A 15677-nucleotide genomic window follows, 5' to 3' on the forward strand; every position below is an offset into this window, starting at 1 on the left:
CGAGCGTCCCCGCTCGCGTATTGTACAATACGCGAGCGGGGACGCTCGCACGGTAAAAGCAAAACTGAGATGCTCCCTTAGTCAGTAGTCATTAGTCAGTAGTCATTAGTCAGTAGTCATTAGTTATTAATTATTAGTTATTAGTTAGTGGTCGCAGCTAACAAATAACTAATCACAACTAACAACTAACAACTGCCAACTACCAACTACCAACAGCCAACAGCCAACAGTCAACAGTCAACAGTCAACAATTATAAAATTATGTCAAAAATTGGCGTTGCAGTAGTCGGTACAGGTTTCGGTCAAAAAGTACACATTCCCGGACTCCAGGCCCATCACCGGACAGAGGTTGTGGCTGTTTACCACCGGAATTTAGACAAAGCAAAGGATCTCGCCTCTACCCACAATATCCCCTACGCTTGCGACTCGATCGCCGATATAGTAGCGATCCCCGAAGTAGCGGGCGTCAGCATTTCCACACCGCCGTTTTTGCATTTTGAAATGGCAAAAACTGTCTTGGAAGCAGGCAAGCATTTATTATTAGAAAAACCCACAGCCCTGACAGCAAATGAAGCCAGGGAACTTTACCGATTGGCAAACAACGAATCTCAAACCGAGCTTAAAAATGGTGGTTCGAGAGCAATTGCCACAATGGACTTTGAGTTTCGCTTCATCCCCGCATGGCAAATGCTAGCAGAATTATTGGCAGCAGAATATGTGGGAGAAAAGCGTTTAATTAAGATTGATTGGCTGGTGTCGAGCCGCGCTGATGCGAGTCGCCCTTGGAATTGGTACGCGCAAAAAGAGCGAGGCGGCGGCGTTTTGGGCGCGACAGGTTCTCACGTTTTTGATTATATTAGCTGGCTGTTCGGCCCGCCCCAAAGGCTTTCGGGGCAATTGATTACAGGAATTTCGCGGCGGCCCGATCCGAATGATTCGGGAAATTTAAAATTAGTTGATGCAGATGATTCGTGCACGTTGATGTTGGAATTAGCTGGGGGAACTCCGTGTCAAGTTTGTTTGAGTTCTGTTACTTATCAAGGGCGGGGACACTGGGTGGAAATATACGGGAGTAAGGGTACGTTGGTGTTGGGAAGCGACAACCAGCAAGATTACGTCCACGGATTTCGCTTGTGGGGTTCCCAAGGTGGAGAACCTTTAGCTGAAATCAAAATTCCTCAAAGATTGGAGTTTCCTAAAGTTTATCCAGACGGGAGAATTGCACCGTTTATTCGAGTAGTAGATAGGTGGGTTGAAGCAATAGATGCCGGTAAATCCTTGATACCGTCCCTCAGAGAAGGGGTTTACTCGCAGTTGTTGATGGATTTGACCCAGGAGTCGAATGCTACGGGGACTTGGGTAGATTTACCGAGTATAGATAAATTTTTGGGCACTAAGTAAAAGTAAAAACTGCCAAAGCAATCTCACGCACTCGATCGCACCCCAAACCCGATAAACTACAAATAGAGAAACTCAATCCCACCCTATATCCAGAGTCGGTAGTTGTCAGTAACTCAGGGCTAAAGCCACTGAGCTTGTAAGAGCGATCGAGCAAGCTGTACTGACCAGCCTAAGCCTTAACTGGCTACGTTATTTAGGTCACGACACCCTGGGATGCGAAGCTAGTCCCTTGCTCTGTCGCTAGTAGTTAAACAGCCTTAAAGTCACTGAGGCAGTGCTGCCAGCCTAACAAGCCTCTATAACATTGGCGAAGCTAACATTACCCCGCAAGGGAGATCGAGGCAACCATACCTCACCAGAGGGGCAACCATACCCCTCTACCCCGCAAGGGGATTCAAAGCGATTGAAATCGCCGGGTCGTTTTCCTCTCAGGACTAAAGTCTCTGAGCTTCCCACTTACCGAGCTTTTTTGTGAATGGCGCGCCCTGAAAGTCCTTGCCTCAGTATAGCGATCGCTCGCCTGAGAACCGCTGGGGCAAACCATTTTGCCACTTGGGTTCTACAAGCTCCCTATCCCAGCGGGTACGTTCACCACGACTGTATGTGGCCCGATACCCTCTCCCAATCATGGAAAGCTTGGCAGGAAATGTTTTCGCCCTCCGGGACAATTCACGAATTGCCCCTAAATCCTGATGGCAGTTTCGTCTCGGCGGAAAACAACCAGAATATATTGGCAGAAACTGAACAACGAACACCGACGCCCTTGGTGCCACTCCACCTCGGTCAACAGGGGTGGGGCGACAGGGGGAAGCAGAATCCGCCGCCACCCGCAAGCTACAGCAGTCGCCTGATGCAGCATTTGGGGATTAATCTTTGGCAGTGGCTGTTTGAAGGGCCGATTCAGGGTAGTCTGCAGGAAAGTAAAGGGATCGCGATCGGGCAAAATCTACCCCTGCGAGTGCGCGTAGACTTGCGCGAACCGTATTTAATTGCTTTGCCTTGGGAAATTATGCAGCCTCAAGCCGGTCAACCGGCAATTTCTCTGTCGCAGCAACTGCTTTTCAGTCGCACTACCAGCAATGTTGAACCTTTGCCACCCCTGCATCCTGCGGAGTCGCTCAACATTTTGCTAGTTTTGGGACAAGCAGAACCCGGCCGCGGTGCTAATTCTCAATTTTCCAGCAGCAATAACCGTCATTTGCAGTTGGAAGCAGAAGCACTCGCCCTAGCTGGCGTTCTGGAAAGCGCTTTTCAAACCGACGACAGCGGCAAATATTCTGACATCAGCGTTCCGACTCGCGTCGATACTCTGATCGAACCTACTCCGGCGGAACTCATTTCTCGGCTGGAAACGCAAGGTTACAACATTCTGTTCTACGCCGGCCACGGGATACCGGGCCCCGACGGCGGTTTGCTGTTTTTGGGGCCGGAAACGGTGATTAATGGCACTGAACTAGCTCAGGTATTAGTTCGGTGCCGCGTGACGCTGGCGGTGTTTAATGCCTGCTGGGGAGCTCAGCCGGCGGTGGAGAGGCTGCACTCAACTAACGGCCAGCAACAGGCGATCGCCCGCAGCAGTTTGGCTGAGGTACTGATCCATCACGGGGTGCCTGCGGTGTTGGGGATGCGGGACTCGATCGCCGATCGCGAGGCCCTGAGTTTTATCCAAAGTTTTGCCCAAGCTTTGGCCGGACGGATGTCGATCGATCGGGCAGTCGCCGTCGCCAGACAGCAGTTACTGACGCTCTACAAGTTCAATCAACCGGCTTGGACGCTGCCTGTGCTGTATATGCACCCTGAGTTTGACGGTCAGCTAACTGAGCCGGTAGATGACCTCAAAACTGAATTGCCTTTAAATTCTTCTACTTGGCTGGGACGGTTGCCGTCTTGTGCTTATTTGCGGGGGCGCGATCGACCAAATGCCAAATCCACCGACTCAACCAATCAGGTTTGGCCGATTCGCGCAGGTATGGTTCGAGTCGGACGCTGGGAAGAAAACGACGTAGTGATTCGAGAACAGTGGGTTTCTCAAAAACACGCCGAGATTTTCTGCCGAAACACTATCGGAGATAGCCGCGAAGAACCTAGCTACTTCCTGCGCGATTTTTCTCGCTACGGGACTCTAGTTTTGGGCTCTGAGGGATGGCAGAGAGTTCACCACCAAGAATTGCTGCTACGCAGCGGGACTCAGCTAAAATTTGGCAGTTCTCAAGGTCAGATTTTTGAGTTCACTATTGAGGTTCCTAAAACTTCGGGGTACAGTGAGACTGATTGCGGAACGAATTAAGGTGCGGGTGTAGCTAATGAAGACAAGCGGCGAGTGGCACAGCAAAGTTCTGGGCGTTGAGTCTCCAGTCTGAATTTAAAAGAGTTATTTACCACTGATAGCTCGCAACGCCGCTCTTGGCACAGTCCCCCCTCTGTCTTTTCCTTTTCCCACTTAGGTATTACATCATGGCTACCCAATCTGCTGATTCTGAATATTTTCGCGACTCTCAAACTCAGGCCCAGATGGAACTTCTCGCCACAATTGTTCAGACTGATGTTGCTTACCCCTGGAATCCTGCACAGCTTGAATCCGAATCTTATTTAACTGCCCTAGAGCAGGAATTTGCGCTATCTGATTCATTCAGCGACAGCGATATTGCCCTGAAGTCCCAAGTTTTATTCTCGCAATTAGAACAAGTTTGGCTGACGACTGCTCTGCAAAAGTCTTTGCGCGAGAAATTTGCTCGCGTGCCTCAAGATTTTCTGGCCAGCATCGCTCAAAGCGTACAAAACGCAACTGTTAAGTATCAATCTTTAGCTGACCAAATGGTAGAGTGCGTCTTAGATATTTTGCCTCAGTGGGCTGAGGAAGATTTGCAGGTGTTGGCACGTCCTTTGGCTTATGCGATGCGAGATGTTGATTCGGAGGGGGGGGAATTGGTCATGGCAACTAAAAGACCTTGGGCCCAATTGTCGGAAATAGAACAAGCCAGAGTTAGTTTGGCTGTCGCCCGCTATGCAATCTCGCAATTAGAAATTGCTGATTAGTTTTTTGATGGCTTTGTTTTTGTGCTGCGAGCGCGGTAATTTTTTTAAATTAATATAAAATTTATCTACCTTTAGTTAGATGTCAAATTCATCTAATTGCTAAATCCTAGGGATTGCTATAGTTTGATATAGCAATCCTATTTGATTTGTAGAGTAGCACCAATCCGTAGTATTTCGGCGTAATCCGAGGTATTGCAGCTACTCCAGACCACTCAAAGCGAGTAATCGTTATCTCTAAGCGTTTAAGTTCACACCTTGGGATTCGCTAGTTCCAAGCTCTGTAAGTAGATTGTTAAACATCCGAGATTGGTTAGAGGAAGTGCAATCTGCATAGTACCGAGAAGATAACAGGGTTGAAGCAAACTTTACTTTTAGGAAACAACGCCAAAATGTTGAAACCCAATTTCGTTTTTGTAATTGATGCTAAAAAGAAACCGCTTACACCGTGTAAGCCTTCTATGGCGAGACGTTTATTATCGATGGGTAGAGCATCTGTTTTTAGAAAATATCCGTTCAGCATCATTCTCAAAAAAGAGGTTGCAGATATTCCTAAACCCGTCACAATTAAACTAGACCCCGGTTCTAAAACCACAGGGATTGCTCTTGTTCAAAACGACAAAGTAATCTTTGGTGCTGAGTTGACTCATCGCGGTCAAGCCATCAAAGCATCTTTAGAATCCCGTCGTTCTCTACGTCGGGGGAGGCGTTATCGTCACACTCGCTATCGGCAAGCACGGTTTCTCAATCGCACCCGCCCTTCAGGTTGGTTGCCTCCAAGTTGGCAGCATCGCGTAGAAACTACTTTGACATGGGTGAATAAATTAATCAAATTTGCACCCATCAGTGAGATCGTTCAGGAGCTTGTCAGATTTGATTTACAACAACTTGAAAACCCAGAAATCTCAGGCATTCAGTATCAGCAAGGCATTTTATGTGGGTACGAAATCCGCGAGTATTTATTGAATAAATGGAACAGGAAATGCGCTTACTGCGACGTGACTGACACACCATTGCAAGTCGAACACATCCAGCCCAAAGCAAAAGGTGGCACAAATCGGCTCTCCAATCTGTGCCTGGCTTGCGAGAAATGCAATCTCAAAAAAGGGACTCAGGAGACCCGCGTTTTCTTAGCCAAAAAGCCAGATGTTCTGCGATCGGTTCTAGCTCAAGCAAAGCGCCCCTTAAAAGACGCGGCTGCGGTCAACTCAACCCGATGGGCATTGTTCAACCGACTCAAAGAAACGGGTATTCCTGTCTCGGAGGGTTCGGGTGGTCTGACCAAGTACAACCGCACTCGACTTAGCCTGCCTAAAACTCACTGGTTAGATGCGGCTTGTGTGGGTCAGATTGATTCCTTGGAGATGCTCGCCTTACAGCCCTTGCTGATTAAATCAACAGGACAAGGGAATCGACAGTCCACTAGAAACGATAAATACGGTTTTCCTTGTGCCAAGCCTAGACAGTCTTTTACTCATTGTAGGACTGGTGATATTGTTGCCATTCAGCTTCTAGAAGACCGCAAGCGATTCCAATCAGGACTTTACGTTGGACGGGTCAAGACTCCAACAGATAAAGGTGTTGAGATCAAGATCGGTAATTTTCGACTAAGTACAAAAGATCTGAGCAACGTCAAATTCTTGCACAAACAAGATGGCTATCAATATGCGTCAATCAACTCCGCTTTACTCCAATAAAGGCGTTTCTAGTAATTAGACAAGATATAGCCTTTCTCTGTAACATGAGGTGCACGCTTGATAAGCGGGCATAGGCCTCCGTGGGCATAGGCCTCCGTGGGCATACCTCACCAAGATTGAGAACTGGTGTAATTTTTTTTGAACTATAGCAAGCGCGCCCGACGTTTATGACTGAGATGTGGCAGAATTTTTAGTAAGATTTTTATGGGCGGCGTCGCAGAAACGGCCCCCAAGAAATATTTTTTATTATGGAACAGGCCGGAAAGCCTGTTACGGACATTGCTGAAATCCTTGCCGAATATTGCTTCTGACCGAAAGCATCCAGGATACAAGCCCCCCAATTTATCCGGGGGGTCAATGCTTCAATTCTTTAATCTAAAATCTAAAATCTAAAATCGATTGACTTCTCTCCTCGGTAACTAAAGCCTTCTTCCTTCTTCCTTCTGCTATATTTGGCCAGGTTTGGACTCGCTAAGCAGTTTGGCAACAGCAAGCAAGATGAATTATCATACAAGGGTCAGAATGTTAAAAAATGTAAAAATAGTAATTGGGGTGTGTCGGAATTTTCAACTGAATTAAAAAGTGGACAGCAGGAAACCCTTACTGTTGCAGGCACGATCGGGACTTTAAAATTATTTTATGACAACTTCAAGATTTGATTTTCAAGACTTGAAACGCCGCTTTGGGCGGATTTCGCGGGTGCCGGCGGCAACGCTAGTCGTGTTGGGTGCGGTTGCTTTCGCAGGTGCGATCGCCGGGGCCTGGTTTGCCGGTGAAGGTACAGTCAGCGGTATTTTTGCCACAATCAACATTTGGCAGCAAAACCCGCCTGTGTGGCTGCAAGTGCCTGCTACGAGCAAGATGTATTTGTTAGTGCCGACTTTTGTGCTGGTTTCGGCGGCTTTAGCTGCAATTAAAATTTCGCCTCAACCGCAGAAATGGTCGCGCGCTGTGGTAGTTGCAATAATTCTAGCTTTAACCATTCGCTACGTTTTATGGCGATCGCTCGCTACTCTAAATTTAACCGATCCCCTCAACGGTATCTTTAGTTTAGGGCTGTTTTTCCTAGAAATGCTACTGGTTTTCAACACCAGTATTCAAATGTATTTAATGCTGAGAATGAAAGACCGGCGTCGAGAAGCCGATCGCATGGCAGTTGCAGTTGAAGCTGGAAACTTCACCCCGCCCGTAGATATTTTTATCCCAACTTACAACGAACCGGCTTTTATTTTACGGCGCAGTGTAATCGGCTGTCAAGCTTTAGATTATCCCCACAAAAAAATATATTTGCTCGACGATACCAAGCGCCCTGAAATCAAGTTGCTGGCAAAAGAACTGGGATGCGAGTATATAACCAGACCCGATAATATTCACGCCAAAGCTGGAAACATTAATCATGCCACACCCCTAACTAATGGAGAACTAATTGTAGTTTTCGATGCAGATTTTATTCCCACTAAAAACTTTTTAACTCGAACAGTTGGATTTTTTCAAAATCCCGAAATCGCCCTCGTTCAAACACCGCAAAGCTTTTACAACCACGACCCCATCTCCCGTAATTTAGGTTTAGAAAATGTGATAGCGCCGGAAGAAGAAATTTTTTACAGGCAAATTGAAATTATCAAAGACAGCGCCGACAGCGTGGTTTGTTGCGGAACATCTTTTGTAGTTAGGCGGAGTGCTTTAGAAACAGCGGGAGGCTTGGTCACAGATTCAATCTGCGAAGATTATTTTACCGGAATTCGGCTGTCAGCAACTGGATATCGCTTAGTTTATTTAGATGAAAAATTGAGTGCGGGTTTGGCGGCTGAAAATATAGAGGCTCATCTAAATCAAAGGCTACGCTGGGCGCGAGGCACGCTTCAGGCATTTTTTATTGATTCCAATCCTTTAACAATTCGCGGTCTTACATTCGTACAGAGGCTATCTCATTTGGAAGGATTGCTGCACTGGTTTACCAGTTTAACCAAGGTTTTATATCTGTTGATACCTTTAGCTTATTCATTTCTCGGCATAATTCCTTTGCGGGCAAGTGCGCCGGAATTGCTGTACTTTTTCCTGCCTTACTATTTGGTGCAACTTACTGTGTTTTCTTGGCTGAACCGCAGATCGGGATCGGCTTTACTTTCCGATATTTATTCGTTCGTCCAGTGTATTCCTTTAGCGGTGACGGTGGTGAGTTCCATGCTGAATCCCTTTGGGAAAGGGTTTCAGGTGACGCCAAAAGGAATTGCGAGCGATCGCTTTCGTTTTAACTGGAATTTGGGATGGCCTTTGATTGTCTTGTTCGCAGCTACAGCATTCAGTTTATGGCACAATTTAAACATTAATTTAGTGAAAAATGTAGGCACCGTACAGTCAATATCAGAAAGTGCACATTTGTTGTTGTCAAAAGGAATGAGTTTGGGATGGGTTTGGAGCGCGTACAACCTGCTGATGATCGGGATTGCCTTACTAATTTTGGTGGATATTCCTAAGCCGGACATTTACGAATGGTTCAATTTACGCAGGGTGGTACAATTAAATATTGGCGGTAAAAGTTTTTGGGGTATAACTACTGTAATTTCGGAAAGTGGCGCTGAAGTTGCTCTGACGCAGTGGCCAAGTTTTGCGGTGAAAGGTAAAGGTAGTAAAGAGAGTTTGACCCCAGCAGAGATTTTGCCAAAATATGCCGTTCAGACAAGTTTATTGCAGGGTAAAATAAAAGCGCTCTCTCGCAGTGCGGCAGTCAAAGCAAGGAGATCCGTAGCGCCCTCTGTTGTTGAGTTGGGCACTGAGCGTCCTTTGGCCCAAGGTTTGATTGATTGCGATTCGGCGACTATGAAAATTATGGAAGAAAACTGTTTTATTCCTGTGGCTAAGATTGAGTTGGTGAGCGATAAATCTCAGTTGGAGTCAAGTTTTCGGGATGGAAAAGACGGCAGTTTTGCGGAATTTCCCACTGTGCGAATTGCGTTCGATCGCCTGAACATTAGCCAGCACCGCTGTTTGATCGAAATGCTGTACTGTCGGCCCGGCCAGTGGCAGCGGCAGGAAACTCCCGGAGAATGGCGATCGCTGTGGCTGTTGTTGAGAATTGCTTTGAAACCGAGGGCTGTTTTTGAGAGGAATAGGGCAGTTAGGCCGATCGGAGTTTCGCAACTGTAGATCGAGTTTCCCTCCCGGGCGGGTTTCACCAAACATTTATCACGACAACAAACAATCCCATCAAGCCGCCCCCGCCCAGGAACAATGGTAGATTTTATAGCAACCGCCAAGACGGTTAGGACGTTTTTAATGGCTGACACGATTGATTTTATTGCTTCTTCCTTCTTCCTTCTTCCTTCTTCCTTTTTCCTTCTTCCTTCGGCTATACATAGACAAATGACCAGAACTTGTTTTTTAATTAATCGGCACAAACTCGTAACCGTAACTGGTGCGATTTCCGGGTTTAACAGTTACTAATTGAACTGCTCGATTGCGATCGCCCGAAGGTAAAAACCGAATCGGGCCCGATGCTCCATTTGCGGAAAAATCTGACGCCGATAAAGTTTGTTGAATGCCTGTACGAGTCGGATTGCGCCCTAAACCAACAATTAACGCGATCGCCGCGTCGTAGGCTAAAGCTGTGCGCCAACTTACTTCAGCATTCCACAGTTGTTTGGATGTTTGGGGAAAGTTTGACTGCGGATCTGCGAGAATATGCCAAGGAATCGCCAGCACCATATCTGTTGCTCCCGCGCCACCGATTTGCAGGATTTTAGCAGTATAAACGTCGTCTCCTGCGAGTAACGGCAGGCGTTTGGCGTTTACTTGCACTACTTGCAAAGCTTGGTCGAGCGTGGCGGTATTGGCTGCTAACACAATCACTTCTGCTCCCTGGGCGATCGCGCTTTTAAAGCTCTCGGCCGCATTAAAATTGCCCTTAGCCAAGTCAAATTCCGATACTACTTGTCCGCCATCTCCGTAAAGAGCAGTAGTGAATTCACTTTTTAAAGATTTGCTATAATTGCTAGCAGAATTGAAAAATACAGCAGCTTTTTTCTTTTGCAATTTTGTCAGCATATAGCGGGAAATAGCATTAGCCGCAAACCGATCGCTCGGCACTGTCCGAAATATATTGTTGCCAACTCCTGAAAGCTGCACCGACGTACTTGTGGGAGAAATTGCTACTAATTGTTTTTGCTGGTAAATCTGGCTGGCTGCTAGCGTTGCGTCAGAACTAAAATGCCCGATCACTCCTAAAACTTCAGAGTTATTTGCGATCGCGCTGGCAATTTGCGAGGCAATTTCTGGGTTGTTGTCGTCGTTAGCAATTAGCACTTTTAATGGAGTACCGCTAATGCCGCCGCTTTGGTTGATTTCATTTTGAGCTTGAGCGACGCCCCGCAGAATTTCTTGAGCACCATTGATATCGGCGCCAATGGGAACTGCGGCGGCAATTGTGTAGGATTTTTGAGATCCGATGCGGGCGTTGTTGAGGTAAATTAGTGCTTCGGGATCGTTGCGATTGGTTTTCAGCGAAGCTTGTAAGTCGGAAAGAGCTGCGTTATAGTTGCCAGATGCGATCGCCTGTACTGCTGCTTGTTTGGTTGTTGTGGCTTGCTCTGGAATTAACACTTTTTGTCCGGCACTCAGACGCTGCCCAATTGCCTGCTCTGATTGCGGGGAATTCCCCGTCGGAGACTTGGGAAATGTCTGATTTTGGGGTGATAAACCTCCGAGATTGATGCCGCCTCGGCTTGTCAGCCACCAAATACCTGCACCGGCTAGCCCGATCGTAATTAGGAGCGATAATACCAGAACAACGGTTTCATTTTTTTGGGACATGGCGGCAGAATTTTAGATTTTAGGTTTTAGATTCAACGACTTAGGAAGTTCGGTCACGAGCAATGTACGGGATGTAACGCATTTAATAACAAGTTTTCCTTCTTTTAATAATTTATGTAGCAATTATTCTAATTGTGCTACTGGAGATAGATGATTTTTGGCTGACATATACATATATTTTAGCGCTTGGTAATTTATTTCAACTTGATCTTCTACAAATCTAACTGCGTAGCAGCTTTGAGCCAGTGACGTTGACTGTGATACCTGCGGATTGTCCCGTCTCTGAGGGTTTCGCTTCTTCGCCGTATTTGGCGCTGCTGGGGGTGGGAGGCATTTCTGGTGTGATTTCTGGTGCTGTTTCAGCTACCGTGTCTCCTGAGTCTGCCATCGGGGGCAGGGCGGTTTCATTCTCACGAAAATCGCGTTTTTGACTCTTGTAGTGCCAAGAATGCCTACCCCCCCACAGACAACTTCACAGGCGTTTGAGACATGGGGGCAGCCACGGGCGGCAGCCACGGGGGGCAGCCCCTACAAGAGAATGAAACAGCCCTGCGATCGGCGGGGGTGCGATCGCGGTGTTGTACAATTTGAGGATGATTCTTGTGGGGAGTTAAGGGTTAGCGTCCCGCCTGGTGTGAAAATACACGCCTTCGGGCGAAGAGATCCCATCCCACAAAACAATCAAAATCATCCCGCTATTATGCAACGCCATAAATAGGGCTGTGGCGATTGCGATCATTACGTTAAAAAAGCCTCTACCATCGGTGCTTATTCTGAGGCTTGCTGTGGCATCAGGTGGTTGTTTTGACCGTACCACAAGCTGATTGCTGCGAGCTATGCAGCCAACTAGGGCCACCAGCGAACCCGGTATTTTCCCTGTTTCTTTTTCCATCCTTGAGCTGCTTGCTCGCGGTTATGACGCCTGGAGTAAAGAGTGGCTGGCTTATAGCTTGCTTAACTTGTTGACTGCCCTTTTATTTGCGGTCATACTTCCTACTAAGGTAGAACAATCAGCTACATTTAGTTTGTTGCGAATCCTACTTTATAGGTTTTTTTATGTTGTTTAGCTTTTTGTAAACATTTTTGAGCGGTTCATATCACAATTTTTTAATAAATTCTTTTTCTTAATTATATCTTTATTTTTTCGCCCAACCTAGACAGTGGGGGAGTTTTTAATTATCCAGGAGCGGGGAAAGATTAAAGTTTTTTTAAGTTTGACAAAATAAAGGACATCTTTTGTAATATAAAGAAGAAAGTTGAAAAAAATATAAAGACAAACTAATTGGATAAAAGTGTCGCTAAGGTAGTAAAAATGACGGTTGGTCAGAGAAAAAGAGTGTTAAGCTAGGCTAAGCTCAGCCAAAGCAAAACCTCGATATTTAATTAAGTTCGATCGATACCAAAGGCTAAGGTAAAGTTCATGGCAAACTCAGTTTTAAATCAGCCAAACGCAGCAGCAGGAGTGCAGTGGCAGCCAAAAGATATTATCCGCAGCCTAGTGTGGAAAATTGCGATCGCAACCTGGCTGTTAATGGCTGTAGGCAGCGCCACGCGAGTGATGAATGCGGGGCTCGCTTGCCCCGACTGGCCGCTGTGCTACGGTCAATTAATACCTGCAGCGCAAATGAATTTGCAGGTATTTCTGGAATGGTTTCACCGGTTGGACGCTGCGGCAATTGGCTTAAGCGCGATCGCACTTTTAGGACTATCTTTGTTTTACCGCAGCCGCCTGCCAAAATGGCTGCCTTGGGCGAGCGCCGGAGCAGTATTTTTAATCGTTTTTCAGGGCGTATTGGGCGGCTTGACAGTAACACAACTGCTGAGATTTGACATCGTTACCGCTCACTTGGGAACAGCTTTACTATTTTTTGGCGCCCTGCTAGTCATCGGTTTCATGCTGACTCCCTACGAAGCTACAGGAAATGTCGGCAAATTAGCTTGGGTAAGTTCGATCGCAGCATTGTTAGTTTACCTGCAAAGTTTGTTAGGAGCATTAGTAGGCTCTAGATGGGCTCTGCACCAATGTTTGGACTCCTCAGAATTGTGCTCGGTAATGAACAGCCACATCGCCGGTATCGTACCAGCTACAGCAGCGACTTTAGCCGTAGCAGTGATGGCTTGGCGGCAGCCTGCACTGAGTCCAAATTTGCGAAAACTGGCTAATTGGGCGAGTGTTTGTCTAATTGCTCAATTAGTTCTGGGATTAGCAACTTTCCGGCTGCACCTTCAGGTAGAACCGCTGACAGTGGCCCACCAAGCAGTCGGTGCTGCTTTGCTGGGAACCCTGATAGCTTTTAGTGTTTTAGCTTGGCGCGATCGAGTTTTATCAGCTTGAGAGTAATATCATGTCCGGTAGCATCGTTATTATATAGTGCAAGGTCTTGTAGGGGCGGGTTCACCATGATTCTCGATCTAAAAGCCAACAGTTTCATAAACCCGCCCCGCCCATACAAGCACGAATCAACCGGACACTCTCTAAAAGGCAGATTTATCTATTCCTTGAGTAAGAGGGGCCTGATTTATCCCTCGGTGGGGGCGGGTTTATTAATCCTTGTAGCTACAGTAAATATTTGTCGTAAAACCCGCCCCTACAAACCAATGACTGACAACTAACAACTAACAACTAATAACCGATGCAAGAAGTTCTTACCAACGACAGCCCCCGCCTCCACGAAAACTTTTCGCAAGTCGTGAAAAGTTACTATCAACTAACAAAACCCAGAATTATTTTACTGCTGCTAATCACCACATCAGCAGGAATGTGGATGGCAGCCAAAGGAGAAGTAGACCCGCTATTGCTGGTGTCAACTATTACCGGAGGCGCTTTAGCTTCTGCGTCGGCGAATACGATTAATTGTGTCTACGACAGCGACATCGATTATATTATGGAGCGCACCCGGTGGCGGCCAATTCCTTCCGGGCGTGTCAAGAAGCGGGATGCTTTGATATTTGCGATCGCCCTAGCTACAATATCCTTTACATTGCTGACAGTTGTTGCCAACTTATTAGCGGCATTGCTAGCGATGTCAGGCATCCTTTTCTATGTCCTAATTTACACCCACTGGCTGAAGCGCCACAGCGTGCAAAACATCGTTATTGGCGGTGCAGCAGGGGCGATTCCGCCGCTAGTTGGGTGGGCTGCGGTTACGGGAGATTTGAGTTGGGGTGCGTGGCTGCTGTTTGGGATTATATTCCTGTGGACACCGCCGCATTTTTGGGCATTAGCAATGATGATTCGCGATGAATACAAGGAAGTAGGCGTCCCGATGTTACCTGTAATTGAGGGCGACGAAGAGACAGCCCGCCAAATTTGGATTTACACGCTATTGATGATTCCTGCAACTTTCCTGCTAGTTTATCCCCTGCATTTAGCGGGCGCGGTGTATGCGGGAACAGCTATTTTCCTGGGTGCTATTTTTGCCCAAAAAGCTTGGTTGCTGTTGCAGACTCCAGAGGATAAGATTGTTGCGCGATCGCTCTTTAAATACTCTATTCTGTACCTGATGCTATTGTGCGCCGGAATAGTGGTTGACAGTTTGCCTGTGACTCATAATTTGACTACTGCTGTTGTACAAAATGTGCAAACTTTGATTAGTGCAGTTGTGATGTAGTCTGCTTTTAGAGCCCAGACTTCTTGAAGAAGTCGGGGCTCTGAGTATTTAGCTATTTTTTAAGTATTTACTCAAAAACTCTAACTGGTTAACCATTTCCTCTGCTGTCTTATTAGCAGTTAGTTCCATAATAACTCTAACTTGCTCGCCCACGGAATAGTCTTGTGAGATCAGCGCAATGCCAGCATGAGATTCCTCTCTGCCAAGGAACTCAGTATGTAACTGACAGAAATCTCCAATATTGTGACTGTACAAAACTCTGTTTTGAGTGGCAGCTAGCCGAAGTTGTTCTTCGTCGATTAATCCTTCTGTTTGAGTTTCGTTAACGGTGGTTACATCGACTTGACGTGCCCGTAATGCCCGTAGTAGGGACTGATCCTGGGAGTCTTCATCTAGGTAAAGCCTAATCTCACTCATGCTTCTTTACCAAAGTTGCTGTACAAAGCTTCAAGACGCTTGGCTTCTGCTGCTTGATGGAGCAAATCAGTTTCAATTTCTGCGGTGTTGGCATGATAGTAAGTTAATGCAGCGTAGACTTCGGCGAGGGTGAGATGAGAAATGCGATCGCAAATCTCTTCAGCATTCAATCCTCGCTTGTACCAGGTTACAATCCGGCGAACGGTAACGCCTTTACCGAGGATGTGGGGACATCCACCATGCAGTCCGGGAGTGCGTGTAATGAGCGTACCAATGTCAATAGATACTGCTGTGGTCATAAACTATGGAAGTTTGAAGGGACTGATTTCTATTACAGCATAGCGATCGCAGAATTATATCGCGGTGTGAGTTTGGGGCGATAAATGAAGTAAGCTAGAGACAAAGGTTTTAAATAATTTTAACCCATGCCAGCATCCGTTGCTTATCTGTTTGACCGAATTACAGTGAACCCAAGACAATGTGGCGATCGTCCCTGCATCCGGGGAATGCGGATTCGAGTCATCGATATCCTAGAGTTGCTAGCTGCGGGTGAGCAAATTTTTAAGTTTCTCGAAGAATTGCCAGACTTGGAACTTGAGGATATTAAAGCTGCGCTGTTGTATGCAGTCGGCAAACTCGACCATCCCGTTTTAGCCGCATGACAATTTGGTTGAATTCTCATCGCTCGCCAGCAATTGATGTGTGGATT

General features: G+C 46.7%; 13 protein-coding genes. 8 read left to right on the top strand and 5 right to left on the bottom strand.

The features are described from left to right. The first annotated feature begins 261 nt into the window (after nt 1–261). The 5 genes from QUB12_RS26975 to QUB12_RS26995 all read left to right on the top strand — a co-directional run bounded on the left by QUB12_RS26975 (nt 262) and on the right by QUB12_RS26995 (nt 9278). Nucleotides 262–1401 carry a Gfo/Idh/MocA family oxidoreductase gene (locus QUB12_RS26975; RefSeq protein ID WP_333309228.1) on the top strand — a complete coding sequence of 380 codons (1140 nt, stop codon included), beginning with the start codon at nt 262–264 and terminating at the stop codon, nt 1399–1401. 475 nt (nt 1402–1876) lie between these two features. Continuing rightward, nucleotides 1877–3688: a CHAT domain-containing protein gene (locus tag QUB12_RS26980; RefSeq protein ID WP_333141256.1), complete on the top strand. Its 1812-nt coding sequence runs from the start codon at nt 1877–1879 to the stop codon at nt 3686–3688. Between the two features lie 167 nt (nt 3689–3855). Continuing rightward, nucleotides 3856–4437: a hypothetical protein gene (locus QUB12_RS26985; RefSeq protein ID WP_333141258.1), complete on the top strand. Its 582-nt coding sequence runs from the start codon at nt 3856–3858 to the stop codon at nt 4435–4437. A 389-nt stretch (nt 4438–4826) separates the two neighbouring features. After that, entirely contained in the window at nt 4827–6131 is a 1305-nt protein-coding gene (gene iscB, locus QUB12_RS26990; RefSeq protein ID WP_333309231.1) for an RNA-guided endonuclease IscB, read from the top strand. 639 nt (nt 6132–6770) lie between these two features. After that, nucleotides 6771–9278, top strand: coding sequence for a glycosyltransferase family 2 protein (locus QUB12_RS26995; RefSeq protein ID WP_333309233.1), 2508 nt, complete (start codon nt 6771–6773; stop codon nt 9276–9278). 234 nt (nt 9279–9512) lie between these two features. On the opposite strand, the gene QUB12_RS27000 is transcribed toward QUB12_RS26995, so the two are convergent. From QUB12_RS27000 to QUB12_RS27010, 3 genes are all read right to left on the bottom strand, one after another. Continuing rightward, nucleotides 9513–10940: an ABC transporter substrate-binding protein gene (locus QUB12_RS27000; protein WP_333141264.1), complete on the bottom strand. Its 1428-nt coding sequence runs from the start codon at nt 10938–10940 to the stop codon at nt 9513–9515. 220 nt (nt 10941–11160) lie between these two features. Next, on the bottom strand, nt 11161–11328 hold the full coding sequence (locus QUB12_RS27005; protein WP_333141266.1) for a hypothetical protein: 168 nt from the start codon (nt 11326–11328) through the stop codon (nt 11161–11163). 222 nt (nt 11329–11550) lie between these two features. Then, nucleotides 11551–11832: a hypothetical protein gene (locus tag QUB12_RS27010; protein ID WP_333141268.1), complete on the bottom strand. Its 282-nt coding sequence runs from the start codon at nt 11830–11832 to the stop codon at nt 11551–11553. A 528-nt stretch (nt 11833–12360) separates the two neighbouring features. Between QUB12_RS27010 and QUB12_RS27015 the strand changes: the two genes are divergently transcribed. Next, nucleotides 12361–13275, top strand: coding sequence for a heme A synthase (locus QUB12_RS27015; protein WP_333141270.1), 915 nt, complete (start codon nt 12361–12363; stop codon nt 13273–13275). A gap of 298 nt (nt 13276–13573) precedes the next feature. Beyond that, on the top strand, nt 13574–14551 hold the full coding sequence (locus tag QUB12_RS27020; RefSeq protein ID WP_333309235.1) for a heme o synthase: 978 nt from the start codon (nt 13574–13576) through the stop codon (nt 14549–14551). Nucleotides 14552–14599: 48 nt separating this feature from the next. On the opposite strand, the gene QUB12_RS27025 is transcribed toward QUB12_RS27020, so the two are convergent. Then, on the bottom strand, nt 14600–14968 hold the full coding sequence (locus tag QUB12_RS27025) for a DUF5615 family PIN-like protein (protein WP_333309237.1): 369 nt from the start codon (nt 14966–14968) through the stop codon (nt 14600–14602). Then, nucleotides 14965–15267, bottom strand: a complete 303-nt coding sequence (locus QUB12_RS27030; protein ID WP_333309239.1) for a DUF433 domain-containing protein — start codon at nt 15265–15267, stop codon at nt 14965–14967. The genes QUB12_RS27025 and QUB12_RS27030 overlap by 4 nt, the downstream gene beginning before the upstream one ends. A gap of 126 nt (nt 15268–15393) precedes the next feature. Between QUB12_RS27030 and QUB12_RS27035 the strand changes: the two genes are divergently transcribed. After that, complete coding sequence (locus tag QUB12_RS27035; RefSeq protein ID WP_333309241.1) at nt 15394–15630, top strand: DUF433 domain-containing protein; 237 nt, start codon at nt 15394–15396, stop codon at nt 15628–15630. Nucleotides 15631–15677: the final 47 nt, after the last annotated feature.

The organism is Microcoleus sp. B7-D4 (assembly GCF_036705125.1).
In the GTDB taxonomy this organism is placed as follows: Bacteria; Cyanobacteriota; Cyanobacteriia; order Cyanobacteriales; family Microcoleaceae; genus Microcoleus.